Origin of the sequence: Paenibacillus sp. J5C2022 (assembly GCF_025567625.1) — a bacterium.
Lineage (GTDB): Bacteria > Bacillota > Bacilli > Paenibacillales > Paenibacillaceae > Pristimantibacillus.
The window spans coordinates 41,902-64,914 of record NZ_JAOQJC010000030.1; the positions used below are offsets into that span (position 1 = coordinate 41,902).

The 23,013-nt window shown below is 52.4% G+C and carries 13 protein-coding genes; 2 read left to right on the plus strand and 11 right to left on the minus strand.

Annotation, left to right across the window (positions count from 1 at the left end):
* Positions 1-88: 88 nt before the first annotated feature.
* From M6D81_RS21575 to M6D81_RS21610, 8 genes are all read right to left on the minus strand, one after another.
* Positions 89-1,681, minus strand: coding sequence for an extracellular solute-binding protein (locus M6D81_RS21575; protein WP_262679112.1), 1,593 nt, complete (start codon positions 1,679-1,681; stop codon positions 89-91).
* A gap of 24 nt (positions 1,682-1,705) precedes the next feature.
* Positions 1,706-2,602, minus strand: coding sequence for a carbohydrate ABC transporter permease (locus M6D81_RS21580; protein ID WP_262679114.1), 897 nt, complete (start codon positions 2,600-2,602; stop codon positions 1,706-1,708).
* 2 nt (positions 2,603-2,604) lie between these two features.
* Entirely contained in the window at positions 2,605-3,561 is a 957-nt protein-coding gene (locus M6D81_RS21585; protein WP_262679115.1) for an ABC transporter permease, read from the minus strand.
* Between the two features lie 158 nt (positions 3,562-3,719).
* Positions 3,720-6,020, minus strand: coding sequence for a helix-turn-helix domain-containing protein (locus tag M6D81_RS21590; protein ID WP_262679116.1), 2,301 nt, complete (start codon positions 6,018-6,020; stop codon positions 3,720-3,722).
* 402 nt (positions 6,021-6,422) lie between these two features.
* Positions 6,423-8,165, minus strand: coding sequence for a glycoside hydrolase family 66 protein (locus tag M6D81_RS21595; protein WP_262679118.1), 1,743 nt, complete (start codon positions 8,163-8,165; stop codon positions 6,423-6,425).
* An 8-nt stretch (positions 8,166-8,173) separates the two neighbouring features.
* Complete coding sequence (locus M6D81_RS21600; RefSeq protein WP_262679119.1) at positions 8,174-9,004, minus strand: carbohydrate ABC transporter permease; 831 nt, start codon at positions 9,002-9,004, stop codon at positions 8,174-8,176.
* Between the two features lie 12 nt (positions 9,005-9,016).
* Positions 9,017-9,901, minus strand: coding sequence for a carbohydrate ABC transporter permease (locus M6D81_RS21605; RefSeq protein ID WP_262679120.1), 885 nt, complete (start codon positions 9,899-9,901; stop codon positions 9,017-9,019).
* A gap of 52 nt (positions 9,902-9,953) precedes the next feature.
* Positions 9,954-11,309, minus strand: a complete 1,356-nt coding sequence (locus tag M6D81_RS21610; RefSeq protein ID WP_262679121.1) for an ABC transporter substrate-binding protein — start codon at positions 11,307-11,309, stop codon at positions 9,954-9,956.
* Between the two features lie 284 nt (positions 11,310-11,593).
* Between M6D81_RS21610 and M6D81_RS21615 the strand changes: the two genes are divergently transcribed.
* Positions 11,594-13,393 carry a cache domain-containing sensor histidine kinase gene (locus M6D81_RS21615; RefSeq protein WP_262679123.1) on the plus strand — a complete coding sequence of 600 codons (1,800 nt, stop codon included), beginning with the start codon at positions 11,594-11,596 and terminating at the stop codon, positions 13,391-13,393.
* Positions 13,394-13,400: 7 nt separating this feature from the next.
* Entirely contained in the window at positions 13,401-15,044 is a 1,644-nt protein-coding gene (locus tag M6D81_RS21620; protein WP_262679124.1) for a response regulator transcription factor, read from the plus strand.
* A 172-nt stretch (positions 15,045-15,216) separates the two neighbouring features.
* Here M6D81_RS21620 and M6D81_RS21625 read toward each other — a convergent pair whose 3' ends face one another.
* The 3 genes from M6D81_RS21625 to M6D81_RS21635 form a co-directional block, all read right to left on the minus strand.
* Positions 15,217-15,519: a hypothetical protein gene (locus M6D81_RS21625; RefSeq protein WP_262679125.1), complete on the minus strand. Its 303-nt coding sequence runs from the start codon at positions 15,517-15,519 to the stop codon at positions 15,217-15,219.
* A gap of 221 nt (positions 15,520-15,740) precedes the next feature.
* On the minus strand, positions 15,741-19,589 hold the full coding sequence (locus tag M6D81_RS21630) for a TIM-barrel domain-containing protein (RefSeq protein WP_262679126.1): 3,849 nt from the start codon (positions 19,587-19,589) through the stop codon (positions 15,741-15,743).
* 18 nt (positions 19,590-19,607) lie between these two features.
* Entirely contained in the window at positions 19,608-22,508 is a 2,901-nt protein-coding gene (locus M6D81_RS21635) for a glycoside hydrolase family 66 protein (protein ID WP_262679127.1), read from the minus strand.
* Positions 22,509-23,013: the final 505 nt, after the last annotated feature.

The window sequence follows — 23,013 nt, forward strand, 5'->3', positions numbered from 1 at the left end:
TATTGCAACTACTCATTATTCGCAGAGAGGCAGAGGCAGCTGTTCCATGCTGCTGCCCCTCCACTATTGTTACGATGCAATCGCTACATTAAAGATTTTCTTTATTAGCTTCGTACCATTCTTGCACCATAGTCTCGATATTTTCTCCGCCAAGACGTTTCCACTCTTTACGGATCTCATCAATTCCTTGCTGTGGCGACATAGCGCTGCCTCCTGTTACGACCTTCGTCTCAATTTGCTCAGCAATCGGCTTGAATGTGGCAATTAATTGGCTCAGCTCAGGGAGATCCGGGTTATAGGCAATATCTCTGCGGAATTTATTTTTAAGCGCAGTTTCAATCGATACAGACTGCTGTTTAGCATACGCTTGCGCTACATCATCCTGCGCCGCCAAAATCGGAAACCAGGACGGTTCCGGGTTCCATTGATGAACAACGGCATACTCGAATGCATATAAAACCTCTTTGCGGAATTGTTCACTATCAAGCGTTTGCGGCACGCCATCCACCAGCTTGTAATGCTTATTTTCATTGCCCTTTTTCAGTGGCAACCAGTTATCTTCAATCATCCAATCCAAATAGGCAATCGCATCCTTGATTTTTTCTTCGCTCATTTCGCTGTTGAACATGACATAGATGTTTGCCGGTGTTTCTTGGTACAATCCTGTTTTGCCATACTGTGTTGCGAACGGCTCAAGTGGAACCATCTTCGCATCCGGAACATTCGCCATTAAGTCGCGGAATTGGTTAGGCATATCCCATGCGCCGAACATAATCGCCGCTTTGCCCGTTACCCAGAGCTGGTTAGCCCGTTCAAAATTGTTGTCTGTAATATATTCTTTATCAATTAGTCCTTCATCAAAAAGCTGCTTTTGAAAAGCAAGAGAATCACGGTGGCGATCCAGCGTTCTGCCGTTAACCAGCTTGCCATCCTCTAAATACCATTGATCCGAAACTGCTTGGAACAGCGCTCGCATAATCGGATTGCCATTGCCGTTAAATGCAATAGGAGTCATCGTCGGATCGTCTTCCTTCACTTTGCGCGCTACCTCGATCAGTTCTTCAACCGTAGTTGGGGCCTTTAGCTGCAAGCGGTCCAAAATATCCTGGCGAACCCACATCGCATGGTTGGCAATAGCATCTACTCCGCGCTTGGAAGCAATGGCATACACCTTGTTGTCCACGGTCAAATAAGGCAGCAAGTCAGCGTTGTTTTCCAAATAAGCTTTGTAGGTGGTGCTGTACTTTTCAATATACTCTCCGATCGGCTGTATAGCGCCCTGCGCCGCCAATTGCGTCATATAGTTGCGATCATATTCCCAGATAAGGTCAGGAGCTTCGCCTGAAGCGATCAAGGCGTTCAGCTTGCTTTGTGCCTCGTTTCTAGGTACTGGAATAATCTCCACCTCGGTAGGGGAGTTTTCGTTGATCCACTTCGTCCAGCGGTTGCTTTCATAGGTACCTTCATCTGCGGCAACCCACCCGCGGTCAAACATTGAAATGCTAATTTTCCCTTTTGGTTTATTCGGCTCGCTGCCTTTATTATCTGTTTGCTCGCCTGTCGGCTTTCCACTCTCATTTGATGGCTCAGGCGTCTCCTTATTAGAACTGCATGCAGCCAATATCGAAAGCAGCATTATAACAGTCACCAATACAGCACCTGTCTTTTTCCAATGCATCATATTGCTATCCCCTTATTTTCAAAATTAGCCTTTCACTGAGCCGATCAAAACGCCTTTTACAAAATGCTTCTGCAAAAACGGATATACAAATAAAATCGGCGTTATCGCAATGACTATCGCGGCAGCTTTAATCGCCTCCGGCGTCAACATCACTTGCATAACCCCTTCAGATCCGCCAGCAGGGTTAAGCAGATGCTGATCCACCTGCCTGATCATCTGATAAAGCTTGAGCATAAGCGTCTGTTTACTGGATTTCCCAATATAGAGCATCACCTGAAAATAATTGTTCCACCAGCCCACCGCATAGAACAGAGACAGCGCAACTACAATTGGCTTGCACAACGGCATAATGATTTGCACAAGTATCCGCCAGTCCCCTGCTCCGTCGATCGCGGCGGACTCTTCAATCTCTTCGGGCAGCCCTTCCATAAAGGTCTTCATGACAAACATGTTGTAGGTGCTTATTAACGCAGGCAGCCACAGCGACCAATAGGAATTCATCAGTCCTAAATATTTGACCAAAATAAAGTTCGGAATAAGACCTGACACAAAAAGCATTGTAAACGTTATAAACATTAACAAAGCACTTCGGCCAAGCAGTCGCTTCTTCGATAGAGGATAAGCTGCAAGTATCGTCAATACGATATTCAGCAATGTGCCTACTAGCGTAACCCATATCGTATTTTTCATAGAAATGAACAGCTGTCCGTCGTCAAATAAACGTTTGTAAGCTTCGATGTTGAATTCGACAGGCCAAAGCATCACTTCACCTGAAGTAATTGCTCTGCTGCTGCTGAATGACGCTGCTACCTCATACCAGAAAGGATATAATGTAGCCAATGAGAAAAGGCCAAGAAATAGCGCATTTATCGCTCCTCCCAGTTGCGGCAGCAGCTCCTTCTTGTTTGTCTGTTTTTTCATGGCTACCACAACCCCCGTTCTCCAGATACTTTAATCATTCGATTCACGCTAATAATAAGGATTAATCCTACAATCGATTGAAATAAGCCGATAGCTGTCGTATAGCTGTAATTCATATTTTGCAATCCGACCCGATAAACGTAAGTGCTTATTACATCCGCAACATCTAGCACAGAACTGTTTTGCAGCACCAAGGTCTGTTCAAGCCCCACGTCCATCATGCTGCCCATACGCAAAATAAGTAGAATCGCTATCGTACTGCGAATACCCGGCAATGTAACATGCCATATTTGTCTAAGCTTGTTGGCACCATCAATTTTGGCAGCCTCATACAGTTGCGTATCAATGGCCGCCATTGCCGCGAGATATAGAATCGTCCCCCATCCCGCTTCTCGCCAAATACCCGATAACGTGTACATAACCGGCCACCATGAAGAATTAGCCATAAAATAAATCGGATCGATACCAAATACCTTGTCCAATATCAGGTTGACTATCCCGGTACTTGGCGACAGCATCGCAACCAGAATACCGCCCAGCACTACCCAGGATATAAAATGCGGAACATAAAGAAAGTTTTGCACGATGCGCTTATACCATTCTCTTCGAACCTCGTTTAATAGAAGAGCCAAAACAATCGGTACTGGAAATCCAAAAACTATGCTGTACACATTCAATAACAATGTATTTCTTAATACGCGCCAAAAATCTGCACTATCGAAAAGTAATTCAAAATGCTTAAAACCTGCCCACTTGCTTCCCAATATGCCGTCAGTGAATCGATAATCCTTGAATGCGATAATTTCGCCACCCATGGGAAGATACTTAAATATGATATAAAAGAAGATTACAGGCAACAGCATCATATATAAATACTTATCCCTGATCAGTCTTTTCATAATTGTACCTTTCTTCTTCGTTCCAACTGGCACTTGGTTCACCGGGATCATCCCCTTCATTGCACTCCTCCTCCCTGCTTCGATTATGCTTGGCTGGTGCTTCTGCCTCGCAACTCGATTGTATGCAGCTTGGCAAGACTGGCGAAAGAGACTCGTTTTAAAATGGTGCCATTTCTTGCAAAAAGCAAGGTTACATTACTTAATTCAGGTGTATTTTCTTAAGATTCAAGCTGCTCTTGCTCCCTAAACTCTGTAGGCGTCAGCCCTGTATATTTCTTAAAGGCACGCAGAAAGCTTCGCGTATTCGTGTAGCCAACCGCTTCTGCCACATCATTGACCTTCATGCTTTTGTCGAGTAGAAACTGTTTGGAGGCCGCAATACGAATCTCAATCAAATAATCAATAAAATTCCGTTCTGTATGCTCTTTGAACAACTTGCTAATATAGGGTGGCGTTAATTGAAACTGCTTAGCCAATTGATCCAAAGAAAGCTCGCTCTCGTAATAATGCTCTTGAATATAGCTCAGTATGCTGTCTACCGTTTTATTTTTACCGCGACTGCTTCTTTTATCTGCAATTTTGACTGCTATCTGCTCCAATACGCTCATTACAATCCGTTCAATGTCATGCCAGTTGTCGCAGGCTGAAATACGCTGATGCAAATTGCCAAGGCTTGCAATCGTTTCCTCCGGATCGATGCCAATAAAAGAAATCATTTGCAGCGACTTCATGATGAGTTCGTAAGAAAGCTGTCTGATAAGGTCAGGCGATAAGTTGCTGCCGAGTGCGTCTGCAAACATTTCCATGACATACAGCTTCACATTCTCATCATCCGATTGCTTCAGCGCTTCCGTAATTCGTTCCGCTTTTTTGACAATGCGGTAATAATCCTGATTTTGAGAGGTTGAAATATCTTCGATTGAAATAACCGCGTCACTGCCAAACAGCAGCTTATATTGCAATGCTTTAAGGGATTGATCATAGGATTCTGGAATATCCGCCATACCCGGATAGCAGCGTCCAAGCCCCACTGTTACGGAAAGCTTGAACTCGCGCTCCATCGCCTTCAGCAGCAATTCCAGCACAGCCAGCGCGCGCAAATGGTTTTGCTCCTCATCGCCTTCAGCAAAGCTGATTAGAATAACCGCCTTGCCGCCTCCCAAATCAACTGCTATTCCGGCATGCTCCATATTAATCAGCTCTTCCGCCACATTGCAGAGCATGAATGTATAAAGCGCCAGATCTCCGCTACCAAGCTGCTCCCCCTTCTCGATTTCGGCGCTGCAAACCATATAATAACTTGGATATAATTTAATCCCGATATATTCCAGCTGATGTCCTACATCGGCATACTCCGTTTTATTGCCAGTCAGCATATCTATCATGAGACGCCACTTCAGCACAGGCTTGAAATCCCGAACCTGCTGCTCCAAGTGCTCGCGGTCCAAAGAAATTTGATCGAAAATCGTCTCCAGCGAGCTTAACCCGTTCATGCTCTTCGCGGTCTCAGGCTGCGGAGTGCGGTAAGCTCCAAACATTTTGCCTGCCAGACGCTCGATGGGTTTAAACGTTTTATGATTGAAGTAAAATAGTGCTAATAAAGCAACAACAATCATGCATAGCGCCACTAAGATGAGCAAATCTCTAGTTGATGAGATCGGCTTGTATACATCCGTATTGGGGATTACCGTTACTATTTTCCAATCCGTGTAGTTGGAATTCATATAGAACACAGAGTGCTTCGTCCCATTCAGATCTGTCGTAAACTCGCCCTTCGTGCCGCCTTCCAAAATTTGTTTAATGTAAGGAAGAGTATCCGCGTTACCATACAGCTGAGAGCGATCGCTATGCGTCACAACATTGCCTTCTTGGTCAATAAGAATGGTTTGACCGCCGTAATTCGTCTCATAAATGCCTGCAATCATACGCTGTAGCAGCACTTCATCAATATTCACAGCAACCAGTCCCTTGCGAAACCCTGGCTTACTTATGGCAGGATATGGACGAATCAGCGTCACAACATCCCTGGAAACAGCCCCCTCCCATATTCGATGGGTAGGCAACCATTTTATATAGCCGTCCATATTAATATGATTTACAAGCCATTCTTCCTCATTTTCCAAACTTGGCAAAAACACTTTATTCGTCAGTATGTTACCGCTTACATCTGAATAGACATAGACCGAGGTTAGTTGCGGGTTGGAATGGGTAACGCTTGTTACTTTATTAGACAAACTATAAAAATTAGTATATTTCTCTGATTCGTCTTCGTAGCTATCATACATGAAATAAACAAATTCCATCTCATTCATCAGCTTCAGCAAATTCCGCTCCGTCTCCCGAAACGACAACTCGATTTTATTATCGATTTGCTTGAGCAGCGCAAAGTGCACATCCTTCAAGTCCTTCTCCAGCCGCCCCACAGTGCCTATATAGGACAGTCCAAAGCTGAGTATAATAATAACCAACAAAACGATGCTGTATGTAAGCTTGATTCTCCTCGAAATATGAACAGACATGTACTTCCCCCTCGACATTTTTATCGCTTTTTTCCATAAAATGAAGTTATTCTATTATAAAGGGGAGAGTTGCTTTCTAACAATGAAGGAGTATGTGCAATTTTGCGACATAACTTCTTCTGTAAGCGTCAAATAACAACCCGTCTGTGCATTCATATTACCGAATTGTGGAACAACCACGTCGCAGCAACAACGAAAAAACGGCATCCAGGATAACTCATCCTGAATGCCGCTTGGACCGCCTGGCAAACAACGACAATGCCGTCTAGGTCCGCGTATGCGCAGTTGCCCGGCACTTTCGATCGCTTGTTATGCAAATACAATACCTATCGCGGCCACCGAGAAAGCGGCATTCGGAGTATTTCGTACCGAATGCCACCCTGTCATCCTTCATCCTTCACGCTATCTTCCATCGTCCTTCATCCGCACAATCAGCATATCCCAGTACAACAGCGCCGGAAGTTCCATCACAAGGCAGCGTCCCCGGGCAGTTATCTCTTCCCGATAGTCTAGCCGCAGCGGCGCGCCATCCCTTGCATCGGGAGTGGCCAGCAGCACGGCGGCCACTTCTCCATCCACCGCAACGGATACGGTGCGCCCGTGAATTTCACGCGGCGCTTCCTTGGACTCATTCCAGTAATCGTCGCTGCTGGCGGCCAAGTTAATGAAATGGATGAGCTTTAGGCCAGGGTGCTCCCGAATAACCGTCCATACCTTGCCCGCTTCTCCATACGTGCTGTATGGAAAGCCCGAGAAGCTGTATTCCAGATTATCGCCGTCGGCATGGGTCATGGAAACATCACGCAGCCTTTCGTCATGAAGAACATGTCCATAACGGACACCGAAGTCGGCGTAGTCGCGCACGATGCGCATAAAGCCCGCCCTCAGCTTGGAATAGTCGACATAATACCCTTGCGTCAACACCCCGCCATGCTCGCCATGCAGCAGATGATAAGCGCCTTGCGCCGTTACGGCCGCGTTCAACAGGCGGAAGGCATGCTCCGCCCCCGCTTCGCCCAGCGCGCCCGGCTCGCGGAACGGCTTCAAGTATGCCGCCAGTATAACCGGCTTGCCGCCGCTGTGAAGATTAGCGGCATGAATAATCTCCCGCAAGTGATGGTATCGCTCATACGGCTTCCACACCTCTACATAGATAGCATCCTGATTCGCTGTGGCAACCGTACCCACCGGCCAATTGCCTACATTGTTGAAGATGAGGCAGATATCCTCTTTCACCTGCGTCAGCTCTTCTCTGGTGGCTTCGATCAATAGCGGGAATTGCTCCTCCAGCCGCTCCAGCCGGGGAGTGCCGCCGAGCCGGGACCAGCCCGTCTTGGGAAAGCCATACGTATCCATATGAATGCCGTCGAAGTTCAGGCGCTCCACCGTCTCGCGATACTGCTGCACAATATGGCGGTGCCAGGGACTATCGGGCGAAATATTCATAATATTAAATATCCCGATAAAATCGTAGGGTTCTCCCGCGCTCGTATACAGCCTCCAGTCAGGATGGCGGTCGGCGAACGTCTTGCTGGCCGCGTATACGGCGCCGTAAGCGATCGCCTTCATGCCGTGCTCGCGACATAGCGCAATCTTCTCTTCCACTACAGGGCGACTTACCTTGCGCCCCATCAGATCGGTATATTCTCCCTCGTCGCTGACCAGCTCGTCATGCCGGTACATCCAGTCGTAGAACTGCACCAGATTGAGATGAAGCTTGGCCATCCATTCCACATCCGACCGGTCCCCCAGCTCCTCCGTTCCGAAGTCGCTAAGGAAGCCGTAGCGGGGAGCACGGCGCCAATCCGAGACGACATCGAATGCAGTCGCCGCTCTCCCTGCAACTGCGCCATCCGCCAGCAGCTCTACCTCCACGCCGTAACCCATTCGGTCCGCGACGAACGGACCAACCTCCATGCGATGGCGGACAGGAGCGTCGCCAACAGGCAGCGCCAGCTCCCATTCCCGCTGCTCAGCCACGGCATCCAGCTCCCATACAGTGCAACGCACCGTCACAGCACACTCTCCGCCGGTTCCGTTCTGCAGCTCCAGGAGCAGCGTCACCTTGCTGCCGCTATCGTACTGCGCCTTCGCCGGATAGCAATCAAGAAGCTTGACGCCGCTTGTGTTTATATTCTTGTTCATCTCGTCTGTCATCCTTTCAAAGCACCTGCTGTAATGCCCTTAATGAAGTAGCGCTGGAATACAAGGAAGGCCAGCACCGCCGGAGCAAGGCCGATCAGCGCCGCCGCGGCCATCAGATTCCACTTCGCTCCGTAGGTCTGGAAGAACATGCTGACCGCCAGAGGGATCGTGCGCATCTCCTGACTCTGCAGGAAGAATACCGCTTGACCGTAGTTGTTCCAGATACCGAGCCCCGTCAGAATGACTACCGCGGATGTGACGGGACGCAGGAAGTGGAATGTCACCCGCCAGAAGGCGGTGAAGTACGTGCAGCCGTCTATGACGGCGGATTCCTCGATCTCCTTCGGCTGCGTCCGGATAAAGCTCGTATACAGGAAGACGGACAGCGGCAGCGCATTCGTCGCCGTAAGCAATATCATCGCCCAGTGGGTGTTGATGCCGTCAATGGATTTCATCAGTGTATAGAGCGGCACCGTAATAATAATAGCGGGGATCATCAGGCAAGCCAGCAAGGTGTTGAAGATGGCGATATTGCCCTTGCTGCGGAACCTGGCGATGGAGTAGCCCGCGGAGCTGGCTACGAACACGATGACCGCCACGGCACTGAACGTAATGATGATAGAATTCATCATCGCCTTCCCCAGCTTGGAGCCTTCCCAAGCGTCGGCGAAATTGTTCAAGTGGAAGTCCGGCATCAGGAATATGCTTTGGAACATGCTGCCGGACGGAGAATTCAGCGACAGGTACAACAGAACATAGAAAGGGACGATGGAGATGATGACCATCATCCCCGCGATTCCATATTTTAAAATCACTTTAAGTACTTCTGGCATCTTCATAGCAGTTCCCTCTCACAGCTCGTATTCGGATTTTCGTGTAATGCGCAGGAAGAGCACGACGGGAATAAGGATGATGACGAACAGAATCAGCGCAACGGCTGTGGAATAGCCCGTGAAGCTTCCGTACAGCATTCTGAGAATGTAGATGCTAAGCGACTCCGTCGCATAGCCCGGTCCCCCGTCCGTCAAGGCGACGATAATCTCGAATACGGATAAGGATCCGATAATATTGGTGACGACATTAATCTTGATCGACGGATACAGAAGCGGCAGCGTCACATAGCGCAGCGACGCCCATCTCCCCGCCCCGTCAATTGTGGCAGCCTCGTAGAAGTCCGCCGATATGCCCTGCAATCCCGCCAAATAGACGATCATCGTCATCCCTACATATTGCCACACGTTCACCACGACCAGCACGATAAGCGCCGAGGAGCTCTCACCAAGCCAGTTCACATCCAGGAAGCCAAGCCCCAGCCCCTCCAGCACATGTGCCAGATAACCTCTCTCCGGCTGAAGAATGAAGTACCATATATACCCCATAATAAGCGGGCTGATGACCGCCGGCAGGTAGACGACCGCTCTTACGAATCCTCTGCCTGCCAGCTTGCGGTCCAGGAACAGCGCATACATCAGCCCGAACAAGTTCAGCAGCGGCGCACTGCCCAGCGCGAAATAAATCGTAATAAGCACATCGTTGCGCGCCCGGTCATCCTTGAAGAAATCGAAAAAGTTCTGCAATCCGACGAAGTTAGGCGTAGTAATGCCGTTGGAATCCGTTAGTGCAATGCCAACGCCCTGCGTAAGCGGGTAGAGAAAGAACAAGCCAAACAGCAGGATCGCAGGAACCGCCATGAAGTGATGTAGTCGTGCATTTAGTTTATTGATCCATACGCGCATGGTCTCTCCCACCTGCCCTATTATTTAAAAAAACCAACCGTTAAAGTTTCCCTTACTTATTCGTAGCGTTCCAGGCTTTATCCCAAGCTTCCTTGTAGGCGGAAGCGAACTCCTGCGAGTCCTTGTACTTGCCTGCGAGCAGCTCCTGCACCATACGGCCCGCGTCATCTCCGGAGAAGCCCGACGGCGTATCTGTGAAGGCGATGTTGACGCCCGCTTCCAAGGCTGCGGCAGCCTGATCCTTCAGCGGTCCCCAATCGGCGTTGACATCTGTGAAGGCCGGAGGAGACTTCAGGAATTCACTATACGCCTTCAAGTTCTCCGGCTGGAACAGGAATTCCAGGAACTTCTTCGCTTCCTCCGGATGCTTCGATTCCGCAGTTATGGCATAGACGGAATCTTCCGCCGACAACGTGACGGGCTCCGTGCCGTCCGCAATGGCCGGGAATGGAGCGAATCCGATCGTATCCGCCATATCCGGCTTCATGTTCAGCAGATCCCCAAGCACCCACATGCCTTGACTGAACAACGCAGACTGTCCGTTCACGAATGCTTCCTTCTGGTTGTCGTAAGTCGCGGTCAACGCATCCTTGTTGATTAATCCCGCTTCCTTCAGCTCCATCAGTCTGCCTGCGAACGCATCGATGCCTCCGCCGGCAGCATCGAACTGCAGCTTGTCGGACTCATTGTTAATGAATGCCGCACGCGCATCCGCCACGCCGTACTTCTGCTTGATGACGCCGTGCGCCATGAATTCGATCAGATGGCCCAGCGTCCAGGAATCCTTGCCCGCCAGGAACATCGGCGTCATGTCCGGCTTCTGATCTTTAATGGCTTGCAGGTTGGACTTGAACTCCTCCCACGTATGCGCTTCTTTCAATCCCAGCTCCTCGAACACTTTCTTATTGTAGAAAATGCCCGCCATCGTCACGTTCGTCGCTACGCGGAATTGCTTGCCCGTCTTGATGTCGGTGTTCAGCTCCTTGATGGCAGGCAGCACGCGCGACCAGAACGGCTCGTTCGACAGGTCCAGATATTTCCCTTGATCCACATAATCCTGCGCATACACCGTCGTAATATCCGGCACATCGCCGGAAGCGAACTTGACCTTGATGACATTGCTGGCATCCTTCTGATACTCCTGCTCCACTTTAATGCCCGGATTATCGGCTTCGAATTTGGCAATCAGCTCGTTAATCAAGTCTACTGTCTCTACTTTGCCCGTGAAAAATTTCAGCGTCACATTCTCTTTCGGCTTATCAGTCGCCGGCTGCTTCGTCTCCGTATTGGCTGCCGGCTTATCCGTTGCAGCGCTTTCATTGTTGCCACCGCTATTGGAGCTGCACGCCGCACTCAGCATAAGGATGAGCATCATGCTAAGAAATGGAATCCACTTATTTCTTCTCACTGTATTTCCTCCCCCAAGGTTGTATTGATGCTACACCATAAGCTTACAGCGGTTTCCATGCCCGCGAAATACCGAAGATTCATGAAGAAGGTACGTTTTTTTCAGATGCGCTTTACAATTGGACAGCGATGACATAACAATGAATGTAAGCATTCATTGATGAATCAGCAATGTAACAATTAGCAGCAAGAAATAACGGCAATAATTCACAGCAAGTGCAGCTTCAACATGGATAGGCAGAGATCTGTAGCAGGAATCAGCGGCAAATAAGAGGAGCGATAGTAATGAAACCGTCATTCCGAGTGCAGAAATACAGTGAATGGAGCATCGTATCGAAGCTGATCATGATGACCGGCTTGCTGCTCTTCCTGACCGTCTTCTTCGCATCCTATCTGTCCTATACGCGATATACCCGGGACTTCCAGCAGCAATCCGCCGACAAGGTCCAGCAAATTATCGATCAGGTATCCCTGAACATGGATACGTACCTGGACGACTTGTACAGGCTGACCTTGTTCCCTTATCGCAATGCAGGCATTATGCAGGCACTGGAAGAGCCGCCGGCCAAGACGGAGCTGGCGCAGCTGGAGAAGCGGCGACTGATCGAGAACTTCCTGGACGAGATGATGATCTATCCCCGCGAAGACATTCTCCGCGTCTCCATCGTCACCGACGCCATCTACTCCAGTGCCCGTCTCCCTACCAAGCTTGTGCCCGACGAGAATATGGAGGCTTACGATTGGTACAAGCGGGCGCTGGCATCCCAGGAATACATCTTCGTCTCTGCACGCGACAACGAATTCAGCCGCAGCAGCGGCAATGTGCAAGTATTCTCGGTCGTCAAGCAGCTGAGAAGCATCAGCAATTCCCAGCATATACTCGGTGTGATCAAAGCAGACGCCAACTATAAAGGCATCGAAGACATTATGGAGAAAGCCAAAATGAGCGAAGGCGGAGGGCTGTTCATTCTGGACGAGCAGCGCGAGTTCATCTACGCCTCCAATCCCATGCACAAAAACATTGCGCTGTCGGTCCTGTCCGACAGGAACGCCGCATCGCATAAAGGGTATATCGTCAACAGTACGACCATTCCCCGCATGCAGTGGCATATCGTCGCCGTGAACTCCATATCCGACATGAACCGGGAAGCGATTCGCACCCGCAATAACGCCTTGCTTCTGTCCATCAGCGGCGCCCTCATTGCATTAATTGTGCTTGTCTTGCTGGTCCGCCACTTCTTGAAGCCGCTGCTCGCCATCGTCAAGCTGATGAAAGAGGTGGAGCTGGGCCGGCTGGACGTCACCTTCCAGAGCAATCGCCGCGATGAGATGGGCTATCTGGGGTACGCCTTCAATCGGCTGGTCGGGCGAATCGGCGAGATGCTGCGGGAGAATACGTCACTGGTCAAGGAGGTGTACGAGTCCAGGCTGCTGCAGCAGGAAGCGCAGATCAACGCCTTGTTCAGCCAGATTCAGCCGCACTTCATCTTCAACACGCTGAATCTGATCAGCCTGTCCATGCAGTCCGGCAAGAGCGGACAAGCGATCCAGCATATTAACGGCCTCAGCAGCATTCTGCGCGGCATGTCCCAGTGGGACAAGGAAATTCCGCTGCGTCAGGAGATCGAACTGCTCCACGCCTACTTGGGCATCCAGAGCAGCCGTTACGAAGGACGGCTCCATTACCGGATTGACATTGATCCCTCGCTGGCGGATTACCCCGTACCCGCCCTGCTGCTCCAGCCCGTCGTGGAGAATGCCGTCGTTCACGGCTGCGAGCGGAAGAAGGAGCCGACGACGATAAGCGTTGTCTCCTCCATCCGGGACGGTCGACTGCTTATTGTCTTGCAGGATGACGGGCCGGGAATGGACGGCGACGCGCTGCTGCAGCTTCGGCGGAAGCTCGACGATTCGGAGGATGCCGGCGGAAGCGCCGACCGGCGGCATGCGGGCATCGGTTTGATTAATGTCAACAAGCGAATCAAGGTCAAATACGGCGATGCCTATGGATTGAGCGTAGCAAGCGCACTGAGTGAAGGAACGACCGTCACTTTAGCCATCCCCTATACCGCAGCGAAGGAGTAAACCAGACATGTATAAGCTGATTATCGTTGACGACGAGCCCCTTACCCGGAATTATATAAAGGCCAATGCCGGACAGCTTAGCGAACATTGGGAATGTGTCGGAGAAGCCGGCGACGGCGAAGAGGCGCTGGCTGTTATAGACGGATTGGAACATATCGATCTCGTCATTACCGATATCAAGATGCCGGGCATGTCAGGGCTGGAGCTCGCCCGTCAATTGTCGGAGCGCAGAGACCGTCCTCACATCATCATCTTGTCCGGCTACGACGAGTTCGCCATGGCCAAGGAAGCTATGGCTTACGGCGTGAATGATTACTTGCTGAAGCCGATTGTGAATGAAGAGCTGGCCTCCGTGCTGAATAAGCTGGCCTTGAGGCTGGTCGCTGAAGCTTCCGACCGAGCTGCGATCAAGACATTGCAGGCGTTATCGGAGCAGTCTCGCGAAGACGTCGCCCGCAACTTCCTGCGCGCTATCGCTTATGACAACAACAGCGAGATCCGGATGCTGTATCCCATCCTTCACCGTCTGAAGCTCAGCCTGCTGGAAGCGGAAGGCGCCATGCTTGTCGTGGAGTTGGACGGATACGCCATGCTGGAACGCGATATCTCCCCCAGCGACTATGCCCTGTACCGGTACATTGTTCATCAGACGGCCATGGAGCTGGCCGAAGCAGAGACGGGAACCATCGCCTTTATCGATAATGAGGAAAGGACCGTCATGCTTGTTCCCGGCGACGATGCGGACGATGTCGGCCGCAGATGCGATGAGTTGTTCCGCCGGCTGTCCGGCAGCATCGTCTCCATGACAGGGCTGCGGCTGTGGGGCGCTCGCGGCTCCTCTGAGCTGGATGTGCTGCAGCTCGGCGTCTCTTACCGGAGAGCCTGCCGGACGCTGAAGCACAGCGTATTCGCAGCTCCTCTCTCCTCAGCGGAGCTGCTTGCCGACAATACCAATCTGGACGAGCGGGTCAGGCAGTTGGACAAGGACATCGCCTCTATGCAAGGTGCGTTGCACGACAACAATGAAGTACAGCTTCACACCTCTCTTCTCAAGCTGATGAAAGCAGAAGACCCCGTTGATCGAACCGGACTTCTTCGGCTTGGCGTCTATATGCTCGCAGCTTTGGCAGTGAACAGCCGGGCGGGAGAGCGAATGATTGCACAGGAGGCCGTGCATCGTTCCCTGAAGCAACTGAAGCAGCGGTGCACGGCGGCGGCTTACCAGATAGAGGATGCCGCACAGCTGCTGCGGGAAGTGCTGGAGCCTCTATACGGCGGCTATTGGAGGAATGCGGAGCATGCGCTGCAGGAGAACAGCGGCAAGGAGCATGATATTGTGACGAAAGTAAAGGATTACATTTTGGCTCATTACTCCGAACCGCTTAGCCTTGCGCTGATTGCGGAGAAAATGAATATGTCCTCCGGCTATTTGAGCAGCCTGTTTCATAGCAATACCGGCGAGTCGTATATCAAATTTCTGACCCGGGTGCGCATGGAGCATGCGGCCTCCCTGCTCCGGACTAAGCCGGACGAGAAGGTGTACGACGTCGCCGATAAGGCCGGCTACACAAGCGTCAAGCATTTCTCCTACGTATTCAAGCAGCACTTCGGCATGCCGCCGGGCGAATACCAGGAGAAGAGCCGCAGATGAGGGCAGACTGCGCATAGGGGCAAGACTGTGCATGGGGGCAGACTGCGCCCCCCGGACCCATTCGTATGTCTGTAGGCTTATGAATTCGACCTCCGGTCGATTAACTAACTGGATTTCATGTCATTATTTTCATTGAAATGTTTCTACTTGCCATAACTAACTGGATTTCATGCTACTCTTTCGGACGATTATGGCGATCTTTTATGATATAGACTGAATTAACTGCACAAAATCCATTTGCGGCGTCCTGCAAAGACAATATGGCTTCATTAGTAACACAAAATCCAGTTAGCTGCCTGTGCGCCAACTCCCGCACCAGCCTCTGCACCAACCTATGACCATCCTGTTCACCGATCTCCGCACCAGTTTCCACACCAGCTTCAGCACCAACTTGCTCATCAATATCTGCACCAGCTTCTGCACGAGCTAGTTCAACAACTTGAGTACCGACGTCATACGCCATCGCAGTGCGCATGCCTTGTTCCCCCTTATGCCAGTTCTTGCAGCTGTCCTGGTGTAGTCAGCCACATTATTGCAACATCTCACCATCACTAACTATTTCTTTCCTTCAACTTGCACAGACTTCTTTTCTCACTTCTACAGACGCAAATGGATGCCCCCGTGCAGAACAATCTGCGGGGGCATCCCTCTATCCATTCATTTCACTTATGACCATTCTTCTGTCAACAGAAGCTCTTATTCCTTCGTCAAGCGCACATCGTCAATATGAAGCACCGTTCCGCCAGGCGAGTCCATATAGAAGCCTACGTCCACCTGTCCGCTGGTCACGTAAATATTGTCGATGCTGATATACTTCCATACGCCGTCATTGGTTATATTCTCATATATATCCGTGCCACCGTATCCGCTAATCTCCGCCCGTGCCGTCGTCGGATTGGCGTACTGCATGCGTACCCATGCTTCCAGTTTGTAGTAGCTGTTGTTCACCGGCACGTTCACCACTTGATGGATAGACTGCTGATATGCGCTGGCAGAATAAATGTACGCCCGCTTATTCTCCGTCCAAGGGGATTGCGGCGGATGAGAGCCCGAACCGCTGTCTACACCGTACGCAAGCGCCTGTCCGCCGGGATGCCATTCTGTCCAGTTGCTGCCGTATCCGTCAGCCCGCTCGAAGTCGCCGTTATCCAGCAGATTCAACTCCTCGAACGGAGCAGCCGGCGTACCGGCCGACACCAGCAGCCGATCCAGATTGACATTGCCGCTGTCGGCTCCGTCATACTTGAACGCAATCGTATTCGTGCCTGCTGCCAGCGTCAACGTCTGTACATTGTCCTGCCATACGTCCCAGCTGGCGCCCGGGCTTGTGAGGCTCGCTTGCGCCACATCGACACCGTTCACATACGTGCTGAGCGTCTTCGTGCTGCCCGAACCGTTGGCATAGCGCAGCGATACGTTATAATTGCCGGCTGTCGGCACATCCACCTTGAAGGAAGCGGCTGCCCCTACGCTCGTCATGCTGTCCACGAACGCCTTGCCGCTGTAGAACTGATGGTTCTCGTTCGTGGACGCACCGCCGGTAAGCTCCGCGCTCTCCGCCTCGTACTTGCCTGCAATTGCCGCCTTCAGCACCTCGATATAATCCAGATTGATATTGCCGGTGTCGCCGGCATCGGCATAATAGCGGTAGGTAATCGTGTTGCGGCCCGCTTCCAGCGGAATGTTCTCACTCACCTTCGACCAGGTGCTCCAGTTCGCCAGATTCGGCAGCGACGCTTGCGCCACCCGCTTGCCGTTGGCGAAGATGCTTACTGTCTTGGCCGAGCCCGTCGCATTCGCATAGCGAAGGTCAACCTTGTAAGTCCCGCCGACCATCACATCGGCATAGAAGGTGACTGCGGCGTCTGCGTTGTCGAAACCGTCGACGAAGCCCGTGCCGGAATATCCGGCATGGTTATTATTGACCGAAGCCATCGTACCCGTCGTCTCGCCCCACAGCGAAGCCTCCTCCGCCTCCAGCTTGAACGTGGAGGAGGAAGCGGCTGCGCTGCCGCTAATGACGATGCTTTTGGCGGACCCGCTGCCTGCCGCTACTTTGACGTAGGTGACATCCCCGTACTTGTCCTCGCCCGTCGTCCATCCTTCGCCGCTGGCCGCCTTCAGAGCGTCCAGATCGGCATAAGAGGTCAGTCCGGACCCGTTGCTGGTCACGCCAGTGCCCGCCTTGCCATGCACCTTCAGCACATAATGCTGGACGGCCGGCGTATAGGAGCCTGACTTGCCCGCGACATTCATATTGATGCCGCTGCCGCCGTTATCCTGCGCGCTGATGTCCTGCTTGAAGTAAGAGCCGCTCTCATAATTGTAGCTGGTGCCGTCATCGTCATAATAAGTGAAGCTCGTCGCCGTTGTATCCGGGAACACGTCCACATCAACCGTCGTCACCGCGCTCTGGCCGATATAGTCCTGCACGTCCTGCGAAGGAATGATCGCGCCCTTCTTAATGAACAGCGGAATGTCCGACCATGTCTCGGCGTTGACGGGATATTGAATCGTCTGTCCTCCGGAGTAGACCTTGCCGGTGAAATAATCCGTCCACGTGCCCGCCGGCAAGTAGATCGGCTTCACGGTCTGCCCTTCGTCGACGACCGGCGCCGCCAGCATCCAGTCACCGAACATCCAGGCGTCTACATAATTTTTCACATTGGCATCTGTCGGGTTGTCGAAAATAAGCGGGCGCACAAGACCTTTGTTCGTCTCGTACGTGCTTCTCTCGTAAGCATACATATACGGAATGAGCGAGTAGCGCAGATGAATGGCCGCCTTCGCCGCTTCCTCCGCCGTATTGCCGTAGAACCACGGCTGACGCTGATGATACAGATTGCCGTGAACGCGGAATACCGGCGTAAGCGCGGCGAACTGCATCCATCTGGCGTACAGCTCCGGACTTGGATTGCTGTCGTTCGGGTTGAAGCCGCCGGTATCCATGCCCCACTTCGGCTGTCCGTTGTTCACAGAGGACAGCATGACCGTGCGCTGTTCCTTCATGCCCGAAGCCCAGCCTACCTTGTCGCCCATCTGGAACTGGGCGCCGATATCGCCGGACCATAGCGTCGTCGCATAGCGCTGCGCACCGGGATAATAGGTTCTTGCCGTCTGCCATACCCGCTGCGTATCGCTCGTATAAGCGCGCTGTCCCTCGTACATCGCTTGCGACAGATGGCCGGTCGTGAAGTTGCCGAACCACCACTGGGCGGCGCCGGAGGACACCTTGTCCGTCTCGTCGTTCCACCAGCCGACGATGCCCTTGTCGTAAGCCGCCTCGGAATGGTCCCAATACCATGACCGCATGCCTGCGTTATAGGGATCAATGCTCCTTACCAGCACAGGAATAAAGTAATCGGAGTATTCGCTGTGCCCGGGATACCAATACCCCGCCGCATCCGCGTCGTAATATTGGCTCGTTCTGGTATTGCTGGCATCCTCGGTCACAATTCTCGGCTTCGTAATGCCGATCATCTTGATTCCTTTCGCATCCATCGTCGATTTCAGCGCAGTAGTGCCGGCATCGGGGAAGTTCGTCGTATTCCAGGCGAATTCGCCGTAGCCGGTCTCCCCGTACTTCTTCCAGTCGTAATCCAGCCCGTAGCCGTCGATCGGAATGTTGCGGGCGCGGTACGTATCCACCATATTCGTCATCTCGGTCTGGTTCGTATCCCACTCGAAGTTCATGAAGCCGAGCGACCACTTCGGCAGCATCGGCGCCTTGCCTGTTACCTCCGAGAAGCCATCCATAATCTCATCCGGGCTGCCGACGAACGCATAGTATTCCAAGTCCGTCTTGCTGTAGCGCCGCCCCTCTGTCGGCGTGCCGCCATAGTAGAATTCCAGCTTGCCCGTATTGTCGGTGTAAGGGTAACCGCCGTCGCCGTCCACCAGGATGCCGTATCCCGCCGTCGACCAGATGAACGGTCCGCCGGAATCGCCTTGATGGCCGGCATGCGCGGGATGGTTGCTGGAATTACGTATAATGTCAGGCGCGCTTTCGTTGGCGTTATAGCTTCTGATGCCGTAGACGTTGTGGCTCGTATGATGCTGGAAGCGCACGCCGTCGTAGAAGACGCCGCCTGCCGCCGGCTCCCACAGCAGCGTTGTGCCGTCCGCCTTCTTGATCGTTATGCGGGCGGGATTTTTGGCGATCTCCACCTTCATCTTCGACGTTGTGATGACGATAGGATCTCCCGATGTGTCGATCGTCGAGCCGACCGTCGTCCACGTCTTGGCAGGATCGATCATCGGCGTATCGGCGCTCGGCGTCACATTGTTCGGCCGATATGACACCTTCACGATATCGTCGCGCAATATATCGAAGATAAGCATGTCGTCATTCGGCTCCGCGCCGTTGTCGATCGTCAGCCACAGCGTATCGGAGGCGGAAGCGACGCCGGTCACATTGCCGAGCGCACTGACGTAAGCGGACGCCTTCGGCCCCGATGCCGGCAGCAGCAGCGCGGTCATAAGCGAGAGAGCGAGCGCGAACAGCGCCGATCTTCTCATTCCTTGTCCATACCTTTTACCCGTCATATATGGCACCCCTTTCGGTTAACTGACCGTTATTTCAAAATCTGTGCCTTCCCAGCGATCCGTTCCCGTCTCAAGTATGCCGTTCCCGTTATCGTCCCACAGGAACGTGAAGTCCACCGTCGTACCGGTTGTGAACGGTCCTACCGACGTCTCGTGATCTAGCAGCGCGTCGCCCGATCCGTTCGGTCTCATCATGACGTCGACCACATTCGTCCAGTTGTTCACGCCCTGATGCACCCAGCCGGAAGCCCCGGTGCGGAACGTAATGCGGTAGCCTGCCGGCACCGACGTAATTTGCCGGTCGAACTGCCAGACATAGGTCTTGTCCAAATCCAGATAGTCCAGATTGATGGCCCCGGTATTGGCCGCATTCTTCCATATCGTAACCGTGTGAATGCCCTTCTTCAGCGAGACGGTCAGCGCCGAGGTCGACCAGTTGCTCCAGCTGCCGGTAGACGGGAACCCGATCGTGCCGGCATAATTGCCGTCGACGAATATGTCTCTCGTCGCATCCGATCCACCGTTCGCATAGCGGAACTGAAGAACTTGATCGTCGTCTTGCGCCGCCTTCACCGTGAACGTTACCCCGTCATTGTCCGCGAAGTTGTCCACGAAGCCGGTGCCGGAGTAGCCGGCGTGATTGTCGTTCACGCCTACATTGACCTTGTTGGCATTCTCCGCTTCGTACAGATCGTTCGTCGGCGCTGTGAATGTCCGCTTCATGTAGATCATGTCCCAATATTGCAGCGAAGGAATCGTGAACGAGACATACTTGCCCTTGCTGTCCGTGCCAGTCGTATAGGTGAGCGATTGCGTCGCGCCCAGCGCGATGTCCGGCGATGCCAGATAGACGTCCGATACGGACTCATTGTCGCCGATATACACCTTCGTCGCCAAGCTCGTAAGCGTCGTCGGCGTATCATCGGAATAACGCCAATCCGTGTCCGTGCTGTTCTTCAAGTTGATCAGATGAACGATATTGTAGTCGTCGCTCTGCTTCATGAAGTGCCAGATATTGCCCGCCGTTCCGTTGCCCGCGACCGGCTGACCCGCGATCTCCACGAACTGGCTGCCGGAATCGGTGTTGAAGACGTCCTTGTCGTACAACAAATTCTCATACGCCGTTATAAAGTTGTAATGGTTCTTCATCGCTTGCTTCAAGCCGCTTCGCATCTGCTTGGCCCGATTCGGGAAGTACGGATGGCCCAGCATCTGGTCGCCCTCGCCCATCTCGATGCGCGATCCGCCGGAAGCGGCGATAGCCGCGCTGGTCAGCCGGACGGCGTCTTCATCGAATGTGCCCAGCGTCAAGCTGTCCAGATTGATGAAGCCCGTATCGCTGGCAGTCTTGGCGAGCTTCACTGTATGCGAGCCCGCTGTCAGCCATACCGTATGCGAAGCATCGAACTTCCACGTTCCCCAGCTGTCCTGATCCAGGAAGTTGTCGATCTGCTTGACGAAGTTGCCGTCTATATACAGGCTGCGCGTATTGTTGGTGCCGGTATCGTTGCCGTAGCGGAATACCAACCCGTACCAACCTTCCTCCGGAACGGTAATGCTGAACTGCACATAGTCGCCCGTATCGCCGAAGCCGTCCACGAAGCCGCTGCCGGTATAGCCGGAGTGATTGTTGTTCGTCGATACGCCGCTTAGCGTCGCCGATTCCGCCTCGTAGGTCGTGCCGCTATTTTCCTCATAATTCATGTAAGCGGCCAGCACGACAGCCTTCTGCCCGTTGTTGCGCCTTGCCTTGTCGATTAGCCCCTTCAGCTCGATATAATCGTTGGCGTGCCCCCAGATCTCGGTGTACGTGAAGTCGTAATCCGCATTACTGGTCACATCATCGAACGCCCAGCCTTCCGCCGCTCCGTCCACGTTATTGAACGTGATGACCTTGTCGGACATGCCATTGCTGTCGAGATTGGCGCGCAGATTGTTAATGAAGCCGGAGAAGCTGTTGTCCAGATCGATCACATTGCCGTAATAATCGTAGGGGTCCGGGCGTTCGCCCATCTGATCCAGATGGATGCCGTCGAAGCCCGCCGTGGAGATCATATCCCGGTATTGTCCATAAATATGGTTCTGCCAGCCGGCGCTGCCGGGATCGAACAGCCAGAGCCACGTATCCGGGTTGTTGTCAACGAAGTCGAAGCCCAGCGGATTCATGTGCGCGCTGTCCTCATACATCGCCCATTCCGGACTGACGCCGGAGATCGTCTCATAGTGGTTGAGCGCCGCATAGCTCATCGTGTAAGGCATAGCTGCAGCGTTGTAATTGTGCATGGAGGAGATCATATTCTGGATCGTCGCCCAGTACATCGTATGCTTGCCGCTCCAGTCCGTCCAGGAGCTGTCAATGACACCTCCCGTCCGCTTGATATTGTTCTCGTGCCGCCACATCCAGTCGTATAGCTGGAATGCATTCGTGTGATAGTCCTCGATCGTGCGCTGCACCCGCGCATCCGTTACGGTCGAAGACTCATTGGGGAACTCCGCCATATAGCCGTAGCGTGGAAATCTTGTCCAATCGCTGGATACGTCTATGGCGGTCGCTCCCGTAGCGGAGCCGGCTGTTACATGTACGAAGTATCCTTTGAAATCCGTGCTTGGTGTCGTCCAGGTGAAGGTCACTGTAGTAGAGTTGCCATTGGGAAGGCTGATTGCTGTGGAGTCGGTGTGGAGTTGCGTCTCGAGATGGTGGATCGCCAGATTGACATTGCCGCTGAAGGTGGAACCGGAATCGTTGGTCAGCTCCACTTTAATCGTGGCTGTACTGGTGGGGGCGTACCTCGCCTTGTCGGTGTACACCCGCTTGATAATGCCCGTTGCGGATGCATGAGCCGGCGGCGGTATGGCCCCCGCCATCGCGAGCATGACGACTGCCATGACAAAACCGAACAGATAGCTGGCCCTTCTCACATAAACTCTCTCCCTTCGACAGGAAATAGTAGATTGCACCTTCATTGTATAGCTACTATTCCCGCAATAGATAGTCCGATTATTTCATATGCGAGTACGGAAATTACAGAATAGGGAAATTCTCGATAGAGTATGTCGATTACCTAACCCTTGCCCTTGCGGATATCAGGTTATTGTTGGGGAGCTAACGGTTGCAGCTGCTCTTATCTTCGCTATCCCCCCTTATTCCCTCCACTTTCGTCACACTAAGCTCGTGCACAACCGTAAGAGGATTCTCGTCGCATTAAGCTCATACACAACCGTAAGATTCCAGAAGTGTTTAATTTTCGGCAATAAGCTCATACACGACCGTAAAAATTTCAAAAGTGTCTGCATTGGGCTGGCCGCTTCCCCAACTGATGCCATCCTCCCCTAGCAGATAGACGCTTCGCACGAAGGAGCTGGTATACATCATGTGTTTTCATAGTGTACAAGCAATCCTATCACTCCTTGGTGGAGAGTTGCC